This window comes from Kribbella sp. NBC_00359 (assembly GCF_036097425.1).
GTDB lineage: Bacteria > Actinomycetota > Actinomycetes > Propionibacteriales > Kribbellaceae > Kribbella.
In genome coordinates this window covers 576,383-599,016 of record NZ_CP107975.1, presented here as the reverse complement: position 1 = coordinate 599,016, position 22,634 = coordinate 576,383, and the positions used below count along the sequence as shown (strand labels likewise).

The window sequence follows — 22,634 nt, the reverse complement described above, 5'->3', positions numbered from 1 at the left end:
CGCAGTCGTCGTCGGAATGTGTCGGTCAGAAGTCGTCCGGGTACGGCGACCCGGCCGAGACGAGCCCGGGTGACGGGCTGTACTCGGGTACGAGCCGGCGCAGGTGCCGGAACACCTCGTCGGCGCGGTTGTGGGCGGCCGCGTCGTACAGCTCGTGCAGGCCGGCCCGGAAGCCGGCGGCGGCCTGCGGCGGCCGGGTCATCGAGATCCGCGGGTGGTCGGTCGGCAGCGCTTCCTCACCGGCGCCGAACAGCTCCTCGGTGAGCTTCTCGCCGGGCCGCAACCCGGTGTACTTGAAGGCCACGTCGCGGACGTTCAGCAGGCTGGCGAAGTTCTGCACCAGGTCGACGATCCGGACCGGCTCACCCATGTCGAGCACGTACGTCGCCGAGCCGTCGGACATCCGGACCGCCTCGAGGACCAGGCCGACGGCCTCCTCGATGGTCATGAAGAACCGGCTCACGTCGGGGTGCGTGACCGTCACCGGCGAGCCGCTGGCGAGCTGGTCCCGGACCACGTGCAGGAGCGAACCGCGACTCCCGAGCACGTTGCCGAACCGCACCGCCGTCAGCACCGTCGACGACGGCTGCTGCGCGTCCAGGACGAGCTCGGCCAGCCGTTTGGTTGCCCCGAGCACCGAGGTCGGATTGGCCGCCTTGTCGGTCGAGATCAGCACGAACCGCTCGACGTCGTGGGCCATGGCCGCCTCGACCAGGTTCTCGGTGCCGCGCACGTTCGACTTCACGCCTTCGCAGGGATGCCGCTCGAGCACCGGCAGATGTTTGAGCGCGGCGGCATGGAAGACGATCTGCGGCCGGTGGTCGCGGAACAGCTGGAACAACCGCTCGCAGTCGCGGATGTCGGCGACGACCGTGTTCTCGGTGTCCAGCAGCGCCTCGCCCCACAGCTCCAGCTGGGTCCGGTGCAGGTTCGACTCGTCGTGGTCGAGCATGATCAGCTCGTCCGGTCCGAACCCGTGCACCTGCCGGCAGAGCTCGCTGCCGATCGAGCCGCCCGCGCCGGTGACCAGGACCCGCTTGCCGGCGATCGCCTCGGCCGCGTGGCGGCTGACGACATGCATCTCCGGACGGCCGATCAGCGGGCCTACTTGCAGGGCGCGCATGTCGGTGCCGGCGATCTGTCGCTGCAGAGCGGACAAGAAGGGTGGGAGATGCAACACGGTCACGCCCTGGGCGGCGGCGCGCAGTCCGAGCTGCCTCACCTCGTGCGAGGGCATCGACGGAATGGCGACGACGACTACGTCCACCCGGTAGCGCTCGAGCACCTGCTCGAGGTCGGCCAGGGTGCCGAGGACCCGGCGGCCTCCGTACCGCCGGCCTTGTTTGGCACTGTCGTCGTCGAGGAACCCCACCGGCTGCAGCCCGAACGAGCTGACCCGGTGCAGGTCGCGGGACAGCGCGAGGCCGGCCTCGCCGGCCCCGAGCACGATGGCCCGCAGCAGGTTCGCCTGGCGCGGGTGTAGCAGCAGAGGCTGACTCATTCCGTTCCCTTTCCGGAGATTCCCTGGTGGGCGATGTCGGCGATCGCGGTGCAGACAGCGTCGACCTGGTCGTCTGTCAGCCGGGGATAGATCGGGAGGGACAGCAGTTGGCCGAACAGCACGTCCGCCCCGGACAAACCGGCCGGCGGGACCAGGGCGGCCTGGCTGAAGTACGCCAGTTGGTGGACCGGGATGAAATGCACGGAGGTTCCGATCGCGCGCTCGGAGAGCCCGGCGATCACCTCGTCGCGATCGATGCCGCCTTTGAGCTGCACCCGGATCGGGTACAGGTGCCAGGCGTGGGTGCCATGCTCAGGATCCGGACGGTGCGGCAGCCGGATGCCGGGGAGCCCGGCCAGCTGCTCGTCGTACCGGGCCGCGATCTGCGTACGGCGGCGTTGCCAGGACGCGAGGTGGGTGAGTTGCGCCCGTCCCATCGCTGCCTGGAGGTCGGTCATGTTGGCCTTCAGGCCCGCATCGGCGACGTTGTAACGCCAGCTCCCGCCCGGGAGGTACCGTCGCCAGGCGTCGGCCGTCATGCCGTGCAGGCGCGCTTTGCGCAACCACTCCGCACGGGCCGGGTTGTCGGTGGTGATCATGCCGCCTTCGCCGAGCGGCAGGTTCTTGGTGGCGTAGAAGCTGAAGCAGGTTGCGCCGCAGCCGCTACCGATCGGCGTTCGGTCGGCGTACGTCCCGAGTCCGTGCGCCGCGTCGACCACTACCCGGTCGAGCGGCAGCCCGGCGGCCTCGGCCAGCGCCGGCACGTCGGCGAGGTCACCCGCCCAGTGGACGACGGTCAGCGCGGCAGGCCGGCCGAACGCCCGTACGGCGTTGCGCACGGTCGCCGGCGTCGGCATCCCGGTCCGCGGGTCGACGTCGACCAGAACGGGCTGATGTCCCGCGTGGATGATCGCCTGGACGGCGCCGCAGAACGTCATCGTCGAGCTCAGCACCAGTGAGCCGCTCGGCAGTCCGAGCGACCGTAGCGCGAGCTCGATCCCTTGTGTGCAAGAGGAAACGCCGACGGCGAACTCCGCGCCGACAGCGGTCGCGAACTCCGTCTCGAACGCGGCCACCTCACGACCGGTGGTCACCCAACCGGACTGCAGGACGCGCAGCGCGGCGGCCTGCGCCTCCGCGGTGATGTAACAGTCCGCGAACGGTACGGCGACCTCGTCGGCCGGTACGGCGCGCGGCACAGCATTGATTCGGGTTGTCATCCCGATGCCCCCTCAGGCCCCCCTGATTTCCATCGACGCTACGGGCCGTGACTGTCGGCCGAACCCGACGACGAGACGAGAACGCCTACGTCAAGAGGGTGATCCGGGGCGCACTGCGATGAGGGACGCTTCCGACTCGTCGATTCCTGTCACGCCGTGTGAGCGCGCGAAGGCGACGAGTGCGAGGGCCGAGTGCTGCTCCGAGCGGCGCAGCAAACTCTGGATGTGGGTCCGCACGGTGTTCGTGGAAACGAACAAGTGCTGGGCGACCTCGGATCGGGTCATCCCGGACACCAGGCAGCGCAGGACGTCCAGCTCCCGGGGCGTCAACTGGTCCACGAAAGCTGCCGCGGCTCTTTGCCTGTGCACGTCGGCGAGCAGGTGGGTGAGCACCGGTTGCAGCGTCGCCGGGGCGAGATACATGTGACCGTCGAGGACCTGCCACAGTGCGGCGATCAACGCGTTCAGCCGGGTGGTCTTGGTCAGCCAACCGCGGGCGCCGGCCTCGAGAGCCTGCACGATCAACCGCGGCTCGGTGCTGCCGGACAGCACGATCGCGGCCGGCGGATCGGGCGGTCCGGCGAGGTCAGCGAGCAGGGTGTATCCGGACTCGTCGGCCAGGGCCAGATCGAGGAGGACCAGGTCGGGCGGATCGGCGCGCAGTTGCCCTCTCGCCCCGTCGAGTGTCGAGGCAAGATTGACGCGGCTGATCCCCGGCTCGGCGGCGAGCACTCCGGCCAGCGCTTCGGCGAACACCCGATGGTCGTCGACCAGCAGGACCACCACGTCGTCCGGGCCGGTCACCGGTGCCGGCCCTCGGCCAGCTCACTGACGTCGACCAGCCCGGCGGTGGCGGCCGCACGGGCCACCTTCCCGCGGCCGTGGACGCCGAGTTTTCGGAGGACCTGCTGAACATGCGTGCGAATCGTGTGCCGGCTGACGCCGAGCTCGTCGGCCATCTGCTGGGTGGAATAGCCACGCACCACCAGGCGCACGACCTCCAGCTCCCGGGCCGTCAGGGCGTCGACGACCACTGGTTGCCGCCGCCGATCCGCGGTCAGCCAGCCTTCGGACACCCGGGCACCGCCGGCAACGGCTTCGATCGCCTGGACCAGGCTCTGCAGACCGGACGCTTTGCTGACCAGCCCGTCCGCGAAGCCACCGTCGTACGCGTCCCGGGCACAGTCGTCACGCGAGTCGGCCAGCAGTACGACGTACGGCGCGGGGCTCAACTCGTGCAAGCGCTCGCCGAGCTCGGCCGTCGTCGGCGGGCCGGGAACGTCGATCACGCAGAGATCGACCCGCGACGGCACAGCCGAGTCGAGGAGTTCCGCCGGATCGTCTGTCGTGAGGACGACCTCATGGCCATGCCGGTCGAGTGCGCTCGCGAGGACCGACGCGAACAGCCATTGCTCGTCGCAGATCGCCAGTCTCATGCCGACCTCACCGAGCGCCGTCCGGCGGGCATGCAGAGACGAACCGTCGTACCGGCACCGGGTGCGCTGTGGAGCTCGAGGCGACCCGCACACGCGCGCACCGCCTGGGCAACGACGTTCAGGCCATGGCCGGTTCCGGAGGCGACGTCACCGAAGCCAGGTCCGTCGTCGGACACCTCGACGAAAGCCTCGCCGTCGGCAGCTCCGACGTGGACCTGGACCGTGCCCGCGCCGCCGGCCGCCCGGCACGCGTTGTCGAGCAGGTTTCCGATCGCACGGCGGAGCAGGACCTGGTCGCCGGCGGCCACGACGAGGGTGGAGCGCTCGAAGATCACCGAGACCCGGTGGGTCAGCCGGACGACGTCGGCGCACTCACCCGCGAGTTGGGTCAGATTGACGCCGCCGATCTGATGACCGGCGTCCTGCTCGACGTCCAGCAGTTCCGCGATGGCGGTGAACTGTTGATGGATCAGACTCATCCTGCCCAGCACCGCGCCGTCGTCGAGCGCCGCGGACGACGTCTCCGACAGCAGCAGACCGGCTGCGACGAACTGCCGCAGGTCGTGGCAGAGCTGACTCAGATCTTCGGCAGATGTCCCACTCATCGGCCGTGACACGTTGACGACCCCCATCGGTGACCCCCTCAGGTCCCGACCGAGCTGGCTGCCCCCCGCAGCTCCGCGTTCCAAGTCCCCGACGACCACGGACGGTTACCTCCCGTCCCGGCCTCCTCGCTCGAGCCCCCATGGCACGCGTCCCGGTCTAGAGGTCTAGTACAGGTCCTCACCAGGCGGAAGGTGGAGGCTTTTCCCCATACGTCATGATTCGGTCATCTTCACGTCATCTTCTGTTCAGCTTGTTCAAACGGCGCTTTGATCACAGAGCGCGATCAGGGCTGGTACTCGTACGCACCAAGGTCGTCGTACGTGCGCGGCCCCTCGGCGAAGGCGTTGCTCGTCGCCGGATCGTCGACGCGCGGGAGGCCTTCGATGTCGCTGGACTGGGCGCCGGAGACGCCCGAGTCGCCACGGTCGATCGCCGCCGAGCCTGCCTGCAGACGCAGATTCCACGACGCCGACGAGACGAACCTGGGGTCGGCCTGCACACCGTGCGCCTCCTGATGAGTCGCAGCCTGCATGGCGGCCAGCGAGGTGAAGGTCGTGCCGAACGCGTACATCTTCCCGCTCGTGGTCAGCCAGACCAGGTTGTGGTCGACCGTCGTACTCGACGGCGCCGAGTCCCAGATCCCGATGTTGCCGGCGCGCCGCGCACAGGAGATGCCGCTGTAGGCGGGGTACACCCCGTTGTCGACCGCGACGTTGTCGATGACCTGGTAGTCGCCCGACGTGCCCTCCACGTTGATCCCGGTCGTGCAGTTGCGGTAGACCGTGTTGCCGATCAGCCGTCCGCCGGTGACGTTGAGGTCGTCGATGCCGTGGTCGCCGTTGTTGTAGGTGACGTTCAGCGCGGCCAGGTTGTCGTCGCCGCCGGTGTAGAACTGGATGCCCGAGTCCTCGTTGTCGTGCGTGACGTTGCGCAGCACGGTGTTGCCCGGGCTGATCACGTTGATTCCATTGGCATTCCGGCGGTATCCCTCGGCGTTGAAGCTGGCCGAGTTCCCGGTCACCAGGATGCCGGTGGACCCGGCGGTGACCAGGATGCCGGTGCCGTTGTTGTGGTGCACGTCGTTGCTGCTGACAACGGAATCGGACGAGCCGCGGATGCTGATCCCGGGGACGGTCTTACCCGACACCGGCTGTCCCGCACCGGTCACCGTGTTGCCGGTCACCGTGATGTTGTCGCTGCCCGTCACGTAGACGCCGTCGTACTTGGTGCCGCTGAAGGTCAGCCCCGACACGGTGACGAAGCTGCGCGACGTGATGTTCGCACCGAAGCTGGCCGGGTTCAGGACCGGACTACGGCCGGGCCAGGCGGTGATGACGATCGGGGCCGACGCCGTCCCGGAGACGGCGGGCTTGATCGTCTCCGCGTAGGTCCCGTTCCCGATGTTCAGCGTGAAGCCGGCCGCGAGCTTGCTGACTCCCTTGACCACGGTGCAGTACGGCGTGGTCGCCGTACCCGGGCCGGAATCGGAGCAACTGGGCATGGACTTGTCGACGAACAGATCCGTCGTCGCGCCGCGCGCGATCAACGGATTCGCCAGCATCAGGCCGCTCAGCACGACGGCCGCCGAAGTTTTCCCCACGAGCGTCATACGTCCAGCGTGAACCGGACGGATTCCGGTGGCATCGCGCAATCGACGTACGGCGGTGTGCTGCCAGGATGAGAACGGCTGCGTACGCCGGGCCGGGCAGGTCCTGTGCCGGCCACGACGAGGGGGGGTGTCGATAGCCGGGACCGACCCGGCGCCCGGAGCATGTGGGGGTGCATCCGAGACTGTCGACGCACGCAGCGTGTTCCCCTCAGCAGGTTGCGCCGCATTCCGGCCGAAGACAAGAAAGATGACGTCGCTGTCATCGAGCGGTCAGATGGGCGACCTGCCGTTGGCCGGGAGAGCCAGCTCGAACTCGGCGCCACCACCGGCGCCGTTGCGAGCCGACATCGTGCCGCCGTGGGCGGCCACCGCGGCCCGTGCCATCGACAACCCCAGTCCGGTTCCCATCGGACCGAACGGCGGCATCCGGTGCCAGAACCGATCGAACACGTGCGGCAGTTCCTCGGCCGGGATCCCAGGACCCGAATCGGAGATCACGACCCGGCATTTGCCGCCCGAGCGCCGGCAGCGGACGCTGATCCTGGCGCCCTCCGCGGTGAAATGAACCGCGTTCTCGACCAGTGCGTCCAGCGCCATCGTGATCCACTCCGGATCCGCCATGATCACACAGTTGGCCACGCCCTCGACCCGCCAGTCCCGGTCGAACGCGGCGGACCAGTTGGCGACGAGCTGGCGGACCAGTTCGCCCAGGTCGACCGACTGCTTCTGGAGGGCGTCGCCGGAGTCGAGCCGCGCCAGCGCGAGCAGGCGGTTGGACAGTGCCGTCATCCGCGTGATCTGCCGCTGTGCGACCTCCAGATCCGATCGGACCTCGTCATCGAGATCCGCGGCCGCCACCAGTTCCAGATGCCCACGCGCGATGGTCACCGGCGTCCGGATCGCATGCGAGGCGTCGGTGAAGAACTCGCGCTCGCGATCGACCGCCTCGAGTTGCCGTGCGGCCATCCGCTCCACCTGCTTGACGGCCGCGACCCGGCGACGGGCGTGCCAGACCATGACGAAGAGCACCAGCGGCATCAGCGGGATCTCGGCGAGTTCCGGCGGGGCCAGCACACCTTCCGAGGCATGGGTGATCATCAGCCAGCCGCTGAGCGTGGTGATCAGGACGGTCACAGCGACGGTGGGGACGACCGGCCAGATCCGGTACCCGTAGGCGAGCGCGAGCGCGAGGAACATGATGTGGTACGGCCCGGCCTCGTGGCCAGGCAGGGCGAACATGAGTCCCATCATCGCCACGATGAGCAGCGCGGCGCCGATGTCGATGGCCATTCCGACCCGCGGCCGCGAGCGGAAGACCGCGATCCGCCGGCGGTCAGGCACTCTGGAGCTGATAGCCGACATTGCGCACCGTCACGATGAGATCGGGGCGGACCTTCGACCGCAGCCGTCCGACACAGACGTCGACGACATTGGTGGCCGGATCGAAGTCGTATCCCCAGACCTCCGACAGCAACTCCTGCCGTGAGCAGACGACGTCAGCATTGCGCATCAGGTGGCGCAACAGCAGGAACTCCCGCTTGGACAGCACAGTCGGCCGGCCGTCGACCAGAAGCTGGCGGGCCTCCAGATCGAGCACGATGTCCCCGACCCGCAGCCGGTTCTTCTGCCGGTGGGCGGTGTCCTCGCCGAGCCGGCCCCGGACCCGGGCGATCAGCTCGCGGACCGCGAACGGTTTGGCCAGGAAGTCGACCGCACCCTGCTCGAGGCAGCCGATCCGGAGCTGGACATCCGCCGTCGCCGAGAGGACAAGAACCCGGAACGCCGAGTCCTGTGCCATGAGGGCCGAGAGCACCGCCTCGCCATGCATGCCCGGCATCACCAGATCGAGCACGATCAAGGCCGGCTGCTGATCCAGAGCGAGCCGGATGCCGTCCAGCCCGTTGGTCGACGTCAGCACCTGGTAGCCCTCGGCCTCGAGCGCGCGACGGACGAACCGGACCAGGTCCGGCTCGTCATCGATCACCAGAATCTTGGTCATCCTCGCCCCCCTCAGGTGATGACCAGATGTCAGCTTGCGCTCGTCATTCTCACGCTCCGCAGTGACCAAGGGAAGGCTTGTGACCCAATCGGTTTGCCTTCAATCGCTTGTGTGAAGCCTGTACGGTCGCCCCGAGCCGGGAACTGCACGAGGAGGCAGCTGTGAAGGTGTTCTTGTCGACGGACATGGAGGGAACTGCCGGCGTTGTCGACTGGGGGCAGTGCCGGGGGCCGGGTCAGGAGTACGAGTACTACCGGGGGCAGTTGCAGGCGGAGGTCAACGCTGCGATCGACGGCGCGCTTGCCGCCGGGGCGACCGAGTTTCTGGTCAACGACTCACACTCGACGATGCAGAATCTTCGGCCGGACGAGTTGCACGGGCGGGCGAGCTATCTGTCCGGACGGCACAAACCGCTGTACATGATGGAGGGGTTCGACGAGTCCTTCGACGCGGCCTTCTTCGTCTCGTACCACGGGTCGGCGGGCTCCACGTCGTCGGTGCTTCACCACACGTACAACCCCCGGGCCATCGCCGAAGTACGTCTCAATGGTGTGATCGCGGGCGAGGCCGGAGTCAATGCGCTGGTTGCGCTCGCTTACGGCGTACCGGTGGTGCTCATCTCGGGTGACCGGGTGACGATCGATGAGGCCAAGCCGTTCTGCCCCGACATCGAGGCGATCGTCGTCAAGGAGTCGATCTCGCACAACGCCGCCCTGTCCCTGCATCCAGACACTGCCCGTGGGCTGATCCGGGACGGTGCGCAACGCGCGCTGGAACGGCTGCCCGACTTCCGGCCGCCGGCCATCACGCGGCCGGCCGAGCTGACCGTCCGCTACCACAACCGCGCATTCGCCGAACTGGCCTGTGCACTCCGGGGCGTCGAACAAGAAAACGAGCAGGTCGTTGCCATCCGCAACGATGACCCCCTGCAACTCTTCCGCACCTTCATCGCCGCCGTCCTACTAAGCAGGGGAGTCAGCGAATAGCCTGCCTCTAGGTGTTCAGACGCCGGCGGCAGTGACGATGGCGTCGGTGGCGAAGCCGAGGAGGAGGCCGACGAGGATCATCCAGGTGGTGAGCTCCTTGAGGCCGGAGCGGCGGGCGACGGCGAGGAGTTCGATCACGACGTACAGGATCGAGCCGGCGGCCAGGCCGAGGAAGGCCACCGACAGGGTGTCGTTGACCACCCGTTCGCCGATCAGGGTCCCGACGAACGTCGGCCCACCGCCGATCAGGCCGAGCAGGCCGAGCATCGCCCACGACGGGCGGGTGCCTTCAGCGGCCAGCGGCGCGACGATGCCGAAGCCTTCGGTGGCGTTGTGCAGGCCGAACCCGATGATGAGCAGCACCGCGAGGGAGATCTCGCCGGACGCGGCAGAGTTGCCGATCGCGAGGCCCTCGGCGAAGTTGTGCAGCCCGATGCCGATGGCGATCATCAGGGCGAGCTGGGCGGCCGACGACCGCTGGGCGCGGGTCAGTTCGGTGGCGGCGGCCGCCCCTGGGCCTTCCGACTTCCGTGCCGCGACGGGCGCACTGCGGCGGGCCATCCAGCGGTCGTACCGAACCAGGCCGACCAGGCCGATGGCCAAGCCGACCGCGAGGACCAGGCCGGACACAGCCGCCTTGCCCCACTCCTTATCGGTCAACGCGACATCGGTCGGCTCCCACGCCTGTCCGAGGACATCCCACAGCAGGAACAGCAGGATCCCGATCGCCACCGCGTTCAAGGAGGCTTTCAGGCGCGGCGCCGGATTGCGCAGGCGTCCTACCGGGAGGCCCAGGAAGATGGTGAGCCCCGCGATGGCTCCGAGTAGGGCGATCTGCGAACTGGACATGACGTGCGCTCCAAGGACGGAACCATTGAACTGGCGAGGCGACTCTAGAGCAGGCGAGCCTTACCTAACAAGTCCTCAAGCGCTCAAGCATCCATCACGCCGCCGAACCCCGGAACGACGCCCGGTCCGGTGGCGTCTTACTCGACGCCGGCGTCCTCCGGCAGCCCGCGGGCGATCTGGGCGAGGGTCTCGAGAGCGCGCGCGAGTTGGTCGAACGGCGGTGACGCGAGAGCCAGGCGGACAGCGTTCGGAGCGCGTCCGGGGGTGACCGCGAATGCGGCCGCGGGGCTGACCGCGATTCCGTGCCGAGCGGCAGCGGCGACGAAGGTATCGGCGCGCCACGGTTCCGGCAGGCTCCACCAGCAGTGATAAGAGCGAACGTCCGCCTGAACGCCGAAGCCCCGCAGGCGTTCGCCGGCGAGGTGCTGCCGCGCTCGGGCGTCGGCTCGCTTCCGATCCTGGATGGTGTCCGCGGTGCCGTCGCCGATCCATCGGACCGCGGCGTCCAGAGCGAACCCCCCGGCCGACCAGGCGCCGGATCGCAGTGCCGCGCCGAGCCGCGCGGTCAGGTGGGCGGGCGCCACCACGAAACCGAGCGTCAGACCCGGCGCGATGCGCTTGGACAGGCTGTCGACGAACACCGTGTGGTTCGGCGCCGCCGCAGCCAGCGGCGGTACGGCGTCGGCGGCGAGGAACCCGTTCACGTGGTCCTCGATCGCGACCAGATCGAGGCGCTGCAGCAGGTCCGCGAGCTCCGACCGGCGAGCCGCGGACATGGTGATGCCGAGCGGGTTGTGAAGTGTCGGCTGGACATAGATTGCATCGATCCCAGCGGTCCGTACGGCGCTGGGCAGCACGCCGGACTCGTCGACCGGCAAGGGGACCAACTCGACTCCGAGGCGGCTCGCGATCGACTTCACCACTGGGTAGGTCAGTTCCTCGACGCCGAGTCGCCGGCCGGCCGGAACGAGCGCAGCGATCGCGGCCGCCAGCGCCTGCCGGCCGCTTCCCGCGCAGAGTATGTTGCGGGGCTCCAGAGCCCACTCCCTGGTGCGGAGCAATGCAGCGGCTGCCTCTCGCGCCGCCGGCGTGCCCTCGGCACCGACGGGCCGGAGGGCGGCACCGAGCGCGTCGGTGCGCAACAGCCCGGCCAGGCTTTTGGCCAGCAACTCCGGCTGATCGGGCAGCATCGGGAAGTTCAGCTCGAGGTCGATGCGCGCTGTGGCCGGCTCGGAAAGCAAGGGCTCGGTCGACGGCGGCGCAGCCCGGATGAAGGTACCCCGGCCGATCTCGCCGACGGCGAGGCCCCGGCGGATCAGCTCGCCGTACACCCGCGCCGCGGTCGAGCCCGCGATGCCGTGCTCGCGGGCGAACCGCCGCTGGGGCGGGAGCCGATCACCGGGCCGCAACCGCCCGCCGGCGACAGCGGCGGCGAGCTCGTCGGCGATCACGCGGAAGTCCTGCATGCGTCCTCACAATTGCACCGAGAGCAATCTCATGATTGCACTCGCATCATGTCTCGAATAGCATCGAGTGTCAACGGGCGGAACCATCGGTGAGGACTGATCATGAGCACTGCGCAGATCGGCGGCATCAGCGTCGGATACGACGACACCGGGGCGGGGACACCGCTCGTGCTGGTGCACGGGCATCCCTTCGACCGCAGCATGTGGCGGCCGCAGACGGAGCGCTTCGGCGCGGACGGATGGCGGGTGATCGCGCCCGATCTGCGCGGGTACGGCGCTACCACGGTGGTGCCAGGTGTCACGCCGCTGGAGGTCTTCGCCGGCGACGTCATCGGATTGCTCGACCACCTGGGGATCGAGCGATTCGCTCTCGCCGGACTCTCCATGGGAGGGCAGATCGTGCTGGAGCTGTTCCGGCTGGTGCCGGAGCGGATCCGTGCGCTGGTCCTCGCCGACACCTTCCCCGAGGCGGAGACCGCCGAGGGCAAACGGCAGCGCAACGAGGTGGCTGATCGGCTGCTGCGCGAGGGGATGGCGGGCTACGCCGACGAACTGCTGCCGAAGATGATTGCCCAGGGCACCATCGAGGCGCGGCCCGAGGTCGCGCAGCACGTCCTCACGATGATGCGGAACGCTCCGGCCGAGGGTGCGGCGGCGGCTCTTCGCGGCCGGGCGGAACGGCAGGACTACGTGGACCTGCTGGGGCGGATCGACGTACCGACGCTCGTGATGGTCGGCCGCGACGACGAGTACGCGCCGGTGGAATGGGCGACCAGGATGGCCGGCTACATCCCGGGTGCCGAGTTGGTGGTGATCGAGGGCGCGGGTCACCTTCCCAACCTCGAACGACCGGAGGAGTTCGACCTCGCACTGGCGGAGTTCCTGAAGCCGATGAACGACGGAGTCGATGCACGATGACGGCGCCGCGGACCGTCCTGGTCACCGGCGCGAGCTCCGGCTTCGGAGCCGCTGTCGTCCGTCGCTTCGCGCAGGACGGCGCCCGCGTCGTCGCAGCGGCCCGGCGAGCCGACCGATTGGCCGGACTCGCCGCCGAACTCGGTGCGGGCGTGCTTCCGGTCGTCCTCGACGTCACCGATCCGGAGGCGGTCACGCGGATCCTCGGCGACCTGCCTGAGCAGTTCGCCGCGATCGACGTGCTGGTGAACAACGCGGGTCTGGCGCTCGGCCTCGAGCCCGCGCAACGCGCCGACCTGGCCGACTGGGACCGGATGATCGACACCAACTGCCGCGGTCTGGTGCACGTCACGCGCGCGGTCGTTCCCGGCATGGTGGAGCGAGGCGGTGGTCAGGTCATCAACCTCGGATCGGTAGCCGGCAGCTATCCGTATCCCGGCGGCAATGTGTACGGCGCGACCAAGGCCTTCGTTCACCAGTTCAGCCTCAACCTGCGCAGCGATCTGCACGGTACGGGCGTTCGCGTGACCTGCGTCGAGCCGGGGATGGCGGCGACCGAGTTCTCCGCCGTTCGGTTCGCCGGCGACCAGGAGAAGGCCGAGGCCGTGTACGACGGGATGCTGCCGCTCACGGCGGACGATGTCGCGGACACGATTCACTGGGTGGCCACCCGGCCCGCGCACGTCAATGTCAACACCATCGAGCTGATGCCGACCGCACAGTCCTTCGCCGCCTTCCAGGTGGCGCGGGGTTGAACCAGCCGGCTAGAGCGGAACCCCCCAGCCGGCGAAGGTTGCGGGTGCGGGCTCGTCGAAGTGGCCGGGGTTCAGGTAGAGCCAGCGGACGTTGGCCGCGCTGATCGGGGTGTCGAACAGGCACAGGTCGTCGACGTCCGCGACCGACGAATCCGGGGCGTCGCCGCCCACGTGCAACTCGCCCGGTTGCAGCAGTGTCCCCACGCCGTACGGCTCGACCGTGAACACGACCCCGTTGAGGAAGAGCTGGATCGCCCGCTGATCGCAGGACGCTGCCACGTGCGTCCAGGTCTCGGCCGGGATCGACGCACGCGACGAGCTGACGATGCCGGTCGTGCCGCCGGTGCCGAACAGCCGGATCCAGAACAACTCGTCCAACCGGCCCGCGTGCGCGACCTCGACCGGGCCGTTCCGTAGGACCAGGAACCGGGCGCCACTGCTGCTGGAGCGGCACTTGACCCACGCCGAGAACGCCCAGCCCAACGGCGCTGCCGGCCAGGCCAGGGACGTCCGCGACGCCCCGGGGCCGGTCCCGTTGGCGCCGAGCGCCGACCCCTCGATGCCGGACACCCACGAACCGGCCGCCGTCAACGTGAGGTCGTTCGCTGACGGCGACTTGTCGTCGGCGATTGTCCCGCTGCCCTCGTTGAAGTGGTACACGCCGCGCGCCACGTTGACCGGCCGGTACGGCGTGACGACCGGCGCGCCGCTCCAGTAGCCCGAGGTCACCTCGGCGAGGAAGTTCTTCGTGAAGGTCAGGTAGTCGTACGAGATCTGGCCGCCGCCACTCGCGTCACCGCCGATGTGCAGCCGGTGCAGACCGTCGATGGCCGGCGTCACGTGCGGCACACCGTCCCCGATGCTCTGGGTCGCTTGATCGCTCTCCAGCCGGACCTGCACGTACGTCGGGTTGATCGCGAACTGGAATCGCGTCCACTGACCGACCGTGAGTGCCGCCGTGCTGGTCACCGCGACAGTTCCGTCGTCGATGGTGGTCCACGTGGTGGTGACAGTCCGGTCGGTGTTCACCACCATGCGGACCCGCGCGTTGTTCGAGCTGTCGTCGATCGCGAGGATCGGGGCGGCCGAACCGACGGGCGCGGCGTCGAGCCGGAGCCAACCGCAGATGGCGAGCCGGTCGCAGTCCGGGAAGCCGACCACGCCGCTCGCGCCGGCTGCCGCCGTACCGGAAACCAGGGCACGCCCGTACATGCCGGTGGTGAAGCTCGCTGACGGAGCGACCGTGAGGGCGTGCCCGTAGCTGCCGAAGTCCTCCGCAGTGTCGTGGTCGAAGGGGTAGATGGCCAACTGGTGGTCGATCTGCTCGGCGGCGATCAGGTCCGGCCAGTACGCCGCCTCGACCGGGTCGTTCCACCAACGCAGGTCGTCGACGATCCCGTTGAGCGCCTCGGAGCCGGTGAGGGTGTTCCGCCCGGCCTCCATGGTGACCTCGGTGCCGGAGTAGGCGAGTGCGGCGCCGGCGTTGACCGACAACACCTCGACACCGTCGACGGCGATCTTCACGGTGTCGGTCGACGGGGTGGCGTCGTACACGACGAGGACGTGGTGCTGCTGCCCGTCGCGGATGCTCGTCGTCGTGCTGTACGTCGTGCCGGCGATCTTCGCCTCCACGTTGCCGCTCGCGTTCGAGGCGTAGACGGCCCAGTTCAGGACGCCGCCGCTGCTCGCGGACGCGATGCAACGGGCCGCCGCGGTGTTGTCGCCGAGCGCGACCCACGCGGCGATCGACAGGCCGCCGTCGATGTTGAGTGGGTAGAAGGAGTCGCCTGCCTTCGGCGGTCGTACGACGACGTGCAGCGCGCCACCCGTGCAGTCGAGGCCGTCGCCGTACCGGCCTGGGACCAGGGTCGCGGATCCGACGATGGTGCCGTGCAGGAAGTAGCCCGCGACGTCCCGTACCGTCGTACCGCTGACCGTGTTCGCGTTGAACGTGTAGCCCGCCGATTGCGCCACAGCCGCCCCTAGTTGGCCCGGCGGACCCGGACCGTCACCGTCAGGTCGGCGCCGGCGGTTGCCGATCCGACCTGGTCGACATCGACGGTGAGGTAGTCACCGGCCGCCAATGTGGTCACGGCCGGATTGTTGCCGGTGGCACTGTTCGTGCCTACCGCGATACTCGGCCGGTTCGCCTGGTCGGTGTAGATGGTGGTGCCGTTCTTGTTCACGTCCACGACAAGCGCGGCCCCGGCCGGAGCGGTGTGGACCGCGGCCCGCACCGTCTCGACGACGTAGTCGTGTTCCAGGTAGATCCGCGACTTCCCGGTCGCGACCGCGATCGTCCCGGTCACCGCGAACGTATACGCCTCGACCGGCACGACCAAGACGCCGTCGATCGTCAGACTGCCCTGAATCTGCATCGGTAGTTTCCCCCCACCCGGATAGCGGTCGAGCTTACGACGCAAGGCCACCGACGCGATAGTCCTTCAGCGTTTTGAAGTCACCTGAAGGGTAATTGGCGCACGCCGGCCCAGCTTGGCTTTCCCATTACTCGGGCCGCCCGTGCCGCTCCGGGGTCTTCAAGATCCAATTCATTTGCCTGACGCAAGAGTGCGAGGTCGGTCGACGACATTCGGCCAGGACCAGGGCTAGGTGCAAGGCATGCCCCGGGTCTAGCATCGGCAATATGGGGGGATTCGATGGACATGACGACGACGGGGCAGATCGCGATCCTGACCCGACAGATCTCGAGCGTTGGCGCGAGCGTCAGCGAGCACTGAACGAGGTCTATGGGCAGGGAACGGATGCGATCGACAGCGACGAGACCGCCCGGCTCGAGCCGATCACGCGGAGCCTCGCAAAGTTGCTGTGGTCCTTTCATGATGACGGCCCGCTATGGCGGCAACTTCGGAAGCAACAAGTAACGCTGGAAGGCCTTGACGACGAGCAACGAATCCGGATTCTTGCCGCCGCCGACATCGACTGGGTGCCGTTCCTGCTCGAATCCGGGTATCGTCCGCCTCCAGCGGTCGAGACGCTCGCCGACGAATTCCGATTGGATATTCGTCGTGCCCTCGGCAACGGACGCGGCCTCGACACGCGCGATCTCCGAGCTCGTGTCGCCGACCTCGCCACGTTGCTCGACCTGGCCCTGGCAGACGAGCGCCCTGGCGCGGTCGCAAAGCTCCGCGCGTCCCTGCGCCTGAGTCTGCCCGCCGTCGGCAGGGCCGCTCTCGTGAACGGTGTCGCAGCTGCTGCGACGGTTGGAGCCGGCGCGTTGTTTGGCGCCACCGCCGTCCTGGCTCCGTTCGCTCCGATCGGTGGAGCGGTCGCCGGAGGTGCGACCAGGGCGGCGCTGGATCGGGCTCTTCCGAAATGGGGGACGCCGGCGGATGACCGGCCGTTCGATGCTCGCCGGTCGTCCGCAGAGGTCGGGCGCCTGATTCGCGACGGGCTGCGTCCGGACCTGGCAGGACGTCACGCTGCCACGCTCAACTTGCTGAGTGAGCTTGCGGAAACCTGTCCAGCGGGGACCAGCCTGCTGATCGTGGCGCACGAGTATGGGCAGGGGGAGGCACTCCGGGATGCCCTCGACTGGATCGACCGCACCCTCGGCACCGTCTTCGTCGCCTGGGAACAGGCCGCAGACGCCGACATGTCCACGGCCGGCTTGGCGCGTCTCGCCGATCGGTTGTCTCGCGCCCGAAGGGTGCTGTCCGATCTCGGTGTGAACGAACCCGGACTGCGCGACTTGGCGAACGCCATCACAGCGGACATAGTCGCCATCCTGTCGGAGCTACCACCAGATCATGGGCTGAACGGCTGAGTCATCGGCAGCTTCAGGTTTGAGGAACTGACAGTTGTCGGTATCAAAGGTGGGGGGCCGTGACTCCGTATCTGTGAGCCCGGAGCTTGGGTGGAACCGTTCCGCCTGACGGTTGCGGGCGAAGAAGGTATGGGGGATGGACGGTACGCGCGTGGCCTCGGGGGCCCGCTGGTTCGTCGGGGGTCTGGCGGGGGCTCTCGTGCTTGTCTTCGCGTTGACCGCGGTCGCGCCTGCGCGCGCGGCGAGTGACGCCACGGTGACGCTCTGGCTCGATCGGTCCGACGGACCGCCGGGCACCAGGGTGATCGCCACTGCCTGGGGGTTGACCGGCTGCCATGCGTCAGCCACAACCAGCTCCTCGCCTGCCGCCGAAGGCGTCCAGGCCGGAGACATCCAGGCCGGCGGCGGCGTGGTCAAGATCTTCTGGGAGGGCTTCGACGCGGCAGTCGGATCGGCCGAGGTTCCCACCAGTGGGGTGGTCGAGGTGCCGTTCTCCGTTCCCGCGGAGGCGACGGCGCAGCGGTACTCGATCGTGGCTCGGTGCATGACCGATGCGAAGCTGACGGACGACGACTTGTTCGTGGTGACACGCGGGGAGGCGCCGGCCGTCGTACCGCCGAAGACAGTCACGCCGCCGTCAGTCAGCCCGCCGACGGCTGTCCCGTCGACGGCTGTCCCGTCGCCAACCGTGACGCCGCAGACGGTCCGCGTTCCCAGGGTGGTCGGCATGAAGGTGGCCGACGCCCGGGCCAGGCTGTCCGCCCTCGGGTTGGTGCTGCGGGTGACGTCCGGTGAGGGAGATGTCGTCGCCAGTCAGTCCCCGACGGTCGGATCGATGGCCGGCGTCGGCCACGCCGTACGAGTCACCATCAAGCCCGCCGTCGTGGCTCCTCAGCTGGTCCCTGTTCCCAACCTGATCGGCGTCCAGGCAGCCGCGGCTCGCTCGGCCCTGTCGGCCGTCGGGCTGCGCCTCGACGGTACGGCGGAAGCCGAGCGCGACATCACCGGCCAGCAACCGGCTCCCGGGACACTCGTCGCCGCCGGGACCACGATCATCGTGACGTTCGCCGATCCGTTCCCGTGGTCGAAGGTAGCTCTCCTGGCGCTCGTCGTCCTGGCGTTCTGCGCTGTCACGTACGGCGTTGCGCGGCGGTGGCTGGATCGGCGCTGGGTTCGCAACAAACTGCGGGTTGTCGTGCCGGCGGCTCCCGCGGTCGTTCCACGGCTCACGGAGTCCGACTCGGAGCCGCCGATGCCGGTCGTACGGCTCGAGCCGCACGCTGACGCGGGCGTCCACATTCTCAAGGGGGACTGACAGATGACCAGTACGACGCTTGCCGCCGATCGACCTGTGGACACGCCGCTGACGGCCGGCGAGCTCCTGTTCGGAGCCGGCTCGCAGCCGGCCGAGGCGCTCGCGCAGGCGATCAGTGAGCGCCACGCCACTCGCACCGCCCTGCGGAGGGTTCGCCGGTTGTCGAGTTCGGCGGCCGGCCTGGTCGACCGCGAGGTCGCCACCGTGACGGACGGTCTGCTGGACATGGATCTCGGCGATGTCCTGATCGCCGCCTGGCAGCGGCACGCGAAGCTGACCGAGGCCGCCCGCCGTACGCTCGCCATCAGCGGCAGCGAGGAGATCGTCAGCCTGGCGTCGCACAGCATCCAGTCGAAGTACGCGCCGCATGTCGACCTGGTGGTGAACGGCGTGCTGGTCCACTGCTTCAAGTTCGTGCTCGAGATCGTCGTCGAGGTGGCGGCGCTGGACGCCGTCGTCCGGGCCGGCACGTTGGCGATCCTGCGCAGTGGCGAATGCGTGATGACGGCGAATCTGACCCTCGACGGCGTACGACTGGCCGACGCCCGCCGGACCGCCGACCTCGAACTCGTCGTCCGCCTGGACCCACCACGCCCACTGATCACCAGCTCCGTCGTCGCTGCCTGACGGCGGAGCTAGTGGGTTGTGACGCGGTGGCCGTGGAGGAGGGTGATCGAGCGTGGGCGGACGGTGACATGCTTGCCTGCGGCAAGATCCGTGGCGGGGTCGCCGTCGGGGGCGTAGGTGTCGACCTCCAGGTCCCAGGTCTCGCCGGGCTCCGTGGACGGGATGACGAAGTCCAGCGGTTCCCACCAGCCGTTGACCAGGAGGAGGAAGTCGTCGTCGAGTAGCGGCGTACCGTCGGCGGCTCGATCCGGATCGTCGGCGCCGTCCAGGTAGAGCGCGAGGCTGCGGGCACCGGGGAAGTTCCAGTCCGCCGCGGTCATCTCGGTGCCAACGGGCGTGAACCAGCGGAGCTCGGCGGCCTCGACACCGGTCAGGTAGCGCCGGCGCCGGAAGACCGGATGCGCACGTCGCAACGCGATCAACTTCTTCGTGAACGCCGTCAGCTCCGCCTCGGTCGCGGACCAGTCGAACCAGCTGATCTCGTTGTCCTGGCAGTACGCGTTGTTGTTCCCGCGCTGCGTGCGGCCGAGCTCGTCGCCGCCGAGGAGCATCGGTACACCGAAGGACAGCAGCAAGGTGGTGAGCATCGCCCGGCTCTGCCGAGCGCGGAGAGCCACGATGTCCGGGTCGGTCGTCGGTCCTTCCACGCCACAGTTCCAGGAGCGGTTGTCGTCGTTACCGTCCCGGTTGTCCTCGCCGTTGGCTTCGTTGTGCTTCCCGTCGTACGAGACGAGGTCGGCGAGGGTGAAGCCGTCATGGACCGTGATCAGGTTGATCGACGCGGTCGGACGCCGCGAGTCCCAGCGGTACAGGTCCGGCGATCCGCACAGCCGGCTCGCGAACTCGCCGATCGATCCGTCGGCGCCACGCCAGAAGTCCCGCATCACGTCGCGGTACCGCCCGTTCCACTCGCTCCACTGCGCCGGGAACTGCCCGAGGTCGTAGCTGTCGCCCTGCCCGACGTCCCACGGTTCGGCGATCAGCTTGGCCGTGGAGACGACCGGATCCTGGGCGACGAGATCGAAGAACGAGGCCATCCGGTCGAAGCCGCCGTCCTCGCGGGCCAGGGTCGGCGCCAGGTCGAAGCGGAACCCGTCGACCCGCATCTCGGTCAGCCAGTACCGCAGCGAGTCCATGATGAGGCGGAGGCTGAACGGGTTGTCGGCGTTGAGCGAGTTGCCGGTGCCGGTCGTGTCCACGTAGTAGCGCTGGTCGCCGGGCTCGAGCCGGTAGTACGCCGGGTTGTGCAGCCCGCGATGACACAGTGTCGGTCCGAGCTGGTTGCCTTCGGCGGTGTGGTTGAACACCACGTCCAGGATGACCTCGAGACCGGCGCCGTGCAGCGTGTCGACCATGGCCTGGAACTCCGCGACCTGCCCACCCGGCCGCCCGGCTCGGACCGCGGCGGAGTAGGCGGCGTGCGGCGCGAAGAATCCGATCGTGTTGTAGCCCCAGTAGTTCGTCTGCCCGCGGTCGACCAGGGCCGCCTCGGGTACGGACTGATGGACCGGGAGCAGCTCGACCGTCGTCACGCCGAGGTCGGCGAGATGGCCGACCGCCGCGTCATGGGCCAGACCGGCGTACGTGCCGCGGAGCTCCGGGGGTACGCCGGGATGCGCCGCGGTGAAGCCCTTCACATGGACCTCGTACACGATCGTGTCGGTCAGGGCGTGGCTCGGCCGGGGCCGATCGGTCCAGCCGAACGCGGTGTCGGTCACCAGGCTGCGCGGCACCTGCCCGGCCGAGTCGAGCTCACTGGGGACCTCGGGATCGTCGGCGGCGTAGCCGAGCACCTCCGGTCCGGGCCGCACCTCGCCGTGGATGGCCCTGGCATAGGGGTCGAGCAGTAGCTTCGCCGGATTGCAGCGCAGCCCCCGGCGCGGATCGTACGGCCCGGTGGCCCGGTAGCCGTACGCCTGGCCGGGCCCGACGCCGGGAACGAACCCGTGCCACACCTCACCGTCGCGCTCCGGCAGCGGGATCCGGGTTTCGTTGCCGTCGGCATCGAACAGGCACAGCAGTACGCCGTCGGCCGCGGAGGCCACCGCGAAGTTCGTGCCGTCGGGTCCGGGCGTCGCGCCGAGCGGAGACGGACTGCCGGGCAGCGCCGTACTCATGGCTGCTGCTCGGTCAGTGATCGGAGCACCTCGCCGAGCGGTGGAACCATGCCGTGCCGGCGCCGGATGATGTCTGCCACGATCCCAGTCCAGCCGGTCTGGTGCGCCGCGCCCAGACCGGCGGCGTTATCGCCGTGGAAATACTCGTTGAACACCAGGTTGCCGTTCCAGTTCGGGTCCCGCTGCAGGGTGTCGACTCCGCCGAAACACGGTCGCCGGCCGTCGAGACCGGTGAGGAAGATCGACACCAGCCGTGCCCGCAGGTCGTCGGCGACGGTGTCGAGGGTCTGGTGGACGCCGGAGCCGGTGGGGTACTCGACCCGCAGGTCGTCGCCGAAGAAGCGGTGGTAGCGGTCCAGCGCCTCGGCCGCGAGGTAGTTCAGCGGGAACCAGATCGGGCCGCGCCAGTTCGAGTTCCCGCCGAACATGGCCGTGGTCGACTCGGCCGGTTCGTAGTCCACGCCGGCGGTGACTCCCTCGATCTCGATCGTGTACGGATGGTCGCGGTGGAACGCGGACAGCGACCGCAGGCCGTACGGCGACAGGAACTCGCCGGGGTCGAACAGCCGGTCGAACAACCGCAGCAACTGCTCGACACCGACCGCGCCGAGCAGCAGGCGCCGCTGTCCGGGATCGCCGCGCAGGACGCCCGTCTTCGCCAGGTCCTCGGCGTCGCGCGCTCCCTCGCGGTGCAGGAACCGGGCGAATTGTTTGCCCGGGGCAACGGAGCGCTCGAGCTGCTGCTCGTCGATCACCGCGACCGCGAGCAGTGGGATGATGCCGACCATGGAGTGCACCCGGACCGGCACCACACCGCCCCCCGGCACGGAGATCCGGTCGTAGAACAGGCCGTCGGACTCGTCCCACATCCCCTGCGCGCTCATCGCGGTGCGGATCTCGGCGAAGTGCTCGAGGAACTTGTGCACCAGATCGCGGGCCGGCCGGTGCCCGGTCCGGTCGAGGACCGCCGCGATCGTGGTCATCGCCAGCGCGTACCCTGCCATCCACCCGGTGGCGTCGGACTGCTCCAGCACCCCACCGACGGGCAGATGTGAGCGGTCGAGCGGCCCGATGTTGTCGAGGCCGAGGAAGCCGCCCTCGAACAGGTTCGACCCGTCGGCGTCCTCGCGGTTGACCCACCAGGTGAAGTTCACCAGCAGCTTGTCGAACACGCGGCTCAGGAAGTCGAGGTCACGCCCGCCGTCGATCGCGAAGACCTCGAGCGCCGCGAAGGCCTGGACCGGCGGGTTCACATCGCCGAAGTCCCACTCGTACGCCGGGAGCGCGCCGTTCGGGTGCTGGAACCACTCGCGGCAGATCAGTAGCAGCTGGTCCTTCGCGAAGGCCGGGTCCACGTGCGCGAGCGCGATGCAGTGGAAGGCGAGATCCCAGGAGGCGAACCACGGATACTCCCACTTGTCCGGCATGGACATGATGTCGAACGAGTCG

General features: G+C 68.8%; 20 protein-coding genes. 6 read left to right on the top strand and 14 right to left on the bottom strand.

What is annotated here, in order from left to right:
- Nucleotides 1–25: 25 nt before the first annotated feature.
- From OG876_RS02785 to OG876_RS02750, 8 genes are all read right to left on the bottom strand, one after another.
- Complete coding sequence (locus tag OG876_RS02785) at nucleotides 26–1,501, bottom strand: polysaccharide biosynthesis protein (protein WP_328523141.1); 1,476 nt, start codon at nucleotides 1,499–1,501, stop codon at nucleotides 26–28.
- On the bottom strand, nucleotides 1,498–2,721 hold the full coding sequence (locus tag OG876_RS02780; RefSeq protein ID WP_328523140.1) for a DegT/DnrJ/EryC1/StrS family aminotransferase: 1,224 nt from the start codon (nucleotides 2,719–2,721) through the stop codon (nucleotides 1,498–1,500). Before OG876_RS02780 ends, OG876_RS02785 begins: the two co-directional genes overlap by 4 nt.
- A 90-nt stretch (nucleotides 2,722–2,811) precedes the next feature.
- A complete protein-coding gene (locus tag OG876_RS02775) occupies nucleotides 2,812–3,525 on the bottom strand; it encodes a response regulator transcription factor (protein ID WP_328523139.1) in 714 nt (237 codons plus the stop codon).
- A complete protein-coding gene (locus tag OG876_RS02770) occupies nucleotides 3,522–4,157 on the bottom strand; it encodes a response regulator transcription factor (RefSeq protein WP_328523138.1) in 636 nt (211 codons plus the stop codon). Before OG876_RS02770 ends, OG876_RS02775 begins: the two co-directional genes overlap by 4 nt.
- Complete coding sequence (locus OG876_RS02765) at nucleotides 4,154–4,762, bottom strand: sensor histidine kinase (protein WP_328523137.1); 609 nt, start codon at nucleotides 4,760–4,762, stop codon at nucleotides 4,154–4,156. Before OG876_RS02765 ends, OG876_RS02770 begins: the two co-directional genes overlap by 4 nt.
- A 284-nt stretch (nucleotides 4,763–5,046) precedes the next feature.
- Nucleotides 5,047–6,372, bottom strand: coding sequence for a right-handed parallel beta-helix repeat-containing protein (locus tag OG876_RS02760; protein ID WP_328523136.1), 1,326 nt, complete (start codon nucleotides 6,370–6,372; stop codon nucleotides 5,047–5,049).
- A gap of 270 nt (nucleotides 6,373–6,642) precedes the next feature.
- Nucleotides 6,643–7,713 (bottom strand): sensor histidine kinase, encoded by a 1,071-nt coding sequence (locus OG876_RS02755; protein WP_328523135.1) that lies wholly within the window; start codon nucleotides 7,711–7,713, stop codon nucleotides 6,643–6,645.
- Nucleotides 7,706–8,371, bottom strand: a complete 666-nt coding sequence (locus OG876_RS02750; RefSeq protein ID WP_328523134.1) for a response regulator transcription factor — start codon at nucleotides 8,369–8,371, stop codon at nucleotides 7,706–7,708. Before OG876_RS02750 ends, OG876_RS02755 begins: the two co-directional genes overlap by 8 nt.
- A 161-nt stretch (nucleotides 8,372–8,532) precedes the next feature.
- Here OG876_RS02750 and OG876_RS02745 point away from each other — a divergent pair, with 161 nt between their 5' ends.
- Complete coding sequence (locus OG876_RS02745) at nucleotides 8,533–9,357, top strand: M55 family metallopeptidase (RefSeq protein ID WP_328523133.1); 825 nt, start codon at nucleotides 8,533–8,535, stop codon at nucleotides 9,355–9,357.
- A 15-nt stretch (nucleotides 9,358–9,372) separates the two neighbouring features.
- On the opposite strand, the gene OG876_RS02740 is transcribed toward OG876_RS02745, so the two are convergent.
- Both OG876_RS02740 and OG876_RS02735 read right to left on the bottom strand, forming a co-directional pair.
- Entirely contained in the window at nucleotides 9,373–10,206 is an 834-nt protein-coding gene (locus tag OG876_RS02740; RefSeq protein WP_328523132.1) for a ZIP family metal transporter, read from the bottom strand.
- Between the two features lie 137 nt (nucleotides 10,207–10,343).
- Nucleotides 10,344–11,672 carry an aminotransferase-like domain-containing protein gene (locus OG876_RS02735; RefSeq protein WP_328523131.1) on the bottom strand — a complete coding sequence of 443 codons (1,329 nt, stop codon included), beginning with the start codon at nucleotides 11,670–11,672 and terminating at the stop codon, nucleotides 10,344–10,346.
- Nucleotides 11,673–11,774: 102 nt separating this feature from the next.
- On the opposite strand from OG876_RS02735, the gene OG876_RS02730 reads away from it, so the two are divergent.
- Nucleotides 11,775–12,590: an alpha/beta fold hydrolase gene (locus OG876_RS02730; RefSeq protein ID WP_328523130.1), complete on the top strand. Its 816-nt coding sequence runs from the start codon at nucleotides 11,775–11,777 to the stop codon at nucleotides 12,588–12,590.
- Entirely contained in the window at nucleotides 12,587–13,342 is a 756-nt protein-coding gene (locus OG876_RS02725) for an SDR family NAD(P)-dependent oxidoreductase (RefSeq protein ID WP_328523129.1), read from the top strand. The genes OG876_RS02730 and OG876_RS02725 overlap by 4 nt, the downstream gene beginning before the upstream one ends.
- A gap of 9 nt (nucleotides 13,343–13,351) precedes the next feature.
- Here the strand turns inward: OG876_RS02725 and OG876_RS02720 are convergent, their stop codons facing one another.
- Nucleotides 13,352–15,316: a LamG-like jellyroll fold domain-containing protein gene (locus OG876_RS02720; RefSeq protein ID WP_328523128.1), complete on the bottom strand. Its 1,965-nt coding sequence runs from the start codon at nucleotides 15,314–15,316 to the stop codon at nucleotides 13,352–13,354.
- Between the two features lie 8 nt (nucleotides 15,317–15,324).
- On the bottom strand, nucleotides 15,325–15,771 hold the full coding sequence (locus OG876_RS02715; protein WP_328523127.1) for a hypothetical protein: 447 nt from the start codon (nucleotides 15,769–15,771) through the stop codon (nucleotides 15,325–15,327).
- Nucleotides 15,772–15,986: 215 nt separating this feature from the next.
- Here OG876_RS02715 and OG876_RS02710 point away from each other — a divergent pair, with 215 nt between their 5' ends.
- From OG876_RS02710 to OG876_RS02700, 3 genes are all read left to right on the top strand, one after another.
- Complete coding sequence (locus OG876_RS02710; RefSeq protein ID WP_328523126.1) at nucleotides 15,987–17,126, top strand: hypothetical protein; 1,140 nt, start codon at nucleotides 15,987–15,989, stop codon at nucleotides 17,124–17,126.
- 136 nt (nucleotides 17,127–17,262) lie between these two features.
- On the top strand, nucleotides 17,263–18,441 hold the full coding sequence (locus OG876_RS02705; protein WP_328523125.1) for a PASTA domain-containing protein: 1,179 nt from the start codon (nucleotides 17,263–17,265) through the stop codon (nucleotides 18,439–18,441).
- Between the two features lie 3 nt (nucleotides 18,442–18,444).
- The gene (locus tag OG876_RS02700) at nucleotides 18,445–19,068 is read left to right on the top strand and encodes a hypothetical protein (protein WP_328523124.1); all 624 of its coding nucleotides are present in this window, start codon (nucleotides 18,445–18,447) and stop codon (nucleotides 19,066–19,068) included.
- 8 nt (nucleotides 19,069–19,076) lie between these two features.
- Here the strand turns inward: OG876_RS02700 and glgX are convergent, their stop codons facing one another.
- The gene (gene glgX / locus OG876_RS02695; protein WP_328523123.1) at nucleotides 19,077–21,185 is read right to left on the bottom strand and encodes a glycogen debranching protein GlgX; all 2,109 of its coding nucleotides are present in this window, start codon (nucleotides 21,183–21,185) and stop codon (nucleotides 19,077–19,079) included.
- On the bottom strand, nucleotides 21,182–22,612 hold the full coding sequence (locus tag OG876_RS02690; RefSeq protein WP_442914157.1) for an MGH1-like glycoside hydrolase domain-containing protein: 1,431 nt from the start codon (nucleotides 22,610–22,612) through the stop codon (nucleotides 21,182–21,184). Before OG876_RS02690 ends, glgX begins: the two co-directional genes overlap by 4 nt.
- Between the last annotated feature and the right edge of the window lie 22 nt (nucleotides 22,613–22,634).

Excerpts from the sequence above, each read along its gene's own strand:
- OG876_RS02750 (WP_328523134.1), bottom strand. The coding sequence starts at position 8,371 with ATGACCAAGATTCTGGTGATCGATGACGAGCCGGACCTGGTCCGGTTC.
- OG876_RS02780 (WP_328523140.1), bottom strand. The coding sequence starts at position 2,721 with ATGACAACCCGAATCAATGCTGTGCCGCGCGCCGTACCGGCCGACGAG.
- OG876_RS02735 (WP_328523131.1), bottom strand. The coding sequence starts at position 11,672 with ATGCAGGACTTCCGCGTGATCGCCGACGAGCTCGCCGCCGCTGTCGCC.
- OG876_RS02770 (WP_328523138.1), bottom strand. The coding sequence starts at position 4,157 with ATGAGACTGGCGATCTGCGACGAGCAATGGCTGTTCGCGTCGGTCCTC.
- OG876_RS02760 (WP_328523136.1), bottom strand. The coding sequence starts at position 6,372 with ATGACGCTCGTGGGGAAAACTTCGGCGGCCGTCGTGCTGAGCGGCCTG.
- OG876_RS02690 (WP_442914157.1), bottom strand. The coding sequence starts at position 22,612 with ATGCCGGACAAGTGGGAGTATCCGTGGTTCGCCTCCTGGGATCTCGCC.
- OG876_RS02765 (WP_328523137.1), bottom strand. The coding sequence starts at position 4,762 with ATGAGTGGGACATCTGCCGAAGATCTGAGTCAGCTCTGCCACGACCTG.
- OG876_RS02700 (WP_328523124.1), top strand. The coding sequence starts at position 18,445 with ATGACCAGTACGACGCTTGCCGCCGATCGACCTGTGGACACGCCGCTG.
- OG876_RS02725 (WP_328523129.1), top strand. The coding sequence starts at position 12,587 with ATGACGGCGCCGCGGACCGTCCTGGTCACCGGCGCGAGCTCCGGCTTC.
- OG876_RS02705 (WP_328523125.1), top strand. The coding sequence starts at position 17,263 with ATGGACGGTACGCGCGTGGCCTCGGGGGCCCGCTGGTTCGTCGGGGGT.
- OG876_RS02740 (WP_328523132.1), bottom strand. The coding sequence starts at position 10,206 with ATGTCCAGTTCGCAGATCGCCCTACTCGGAGCCATCGCGGGGCTCACC.
- OG876_RS02710 (WP_328523126.1), top strand. The coding sequence starts at position 15,987 with ATGGGGGGATTCGATGGACATGACGACGACGGGGCAGATCGCGATCCT.
- glgX (WP_328523123.1), bottom strand. The coding sequence starts at position 21,185 with ATGAGTACGGCGCTGCCCGGCAGTCCGTCTCCGCTCGGCGCGACGCCC.
- OG876_RS02730 (WP_328523130.1), top strand. The coding sequence starts at position 11,775 with ATGAGCACTGCGCAGATCGGCGGCATCAGCGTCGGATACGACGACACC.
- OG876_RS02785 (WP_328523141.1), bottom strand. The coding sequence starts at position 1,501 with ATGAGTCAGCCTCTGCTGCTACACCCGCGCCAGGCGAACCTGCTGCGG.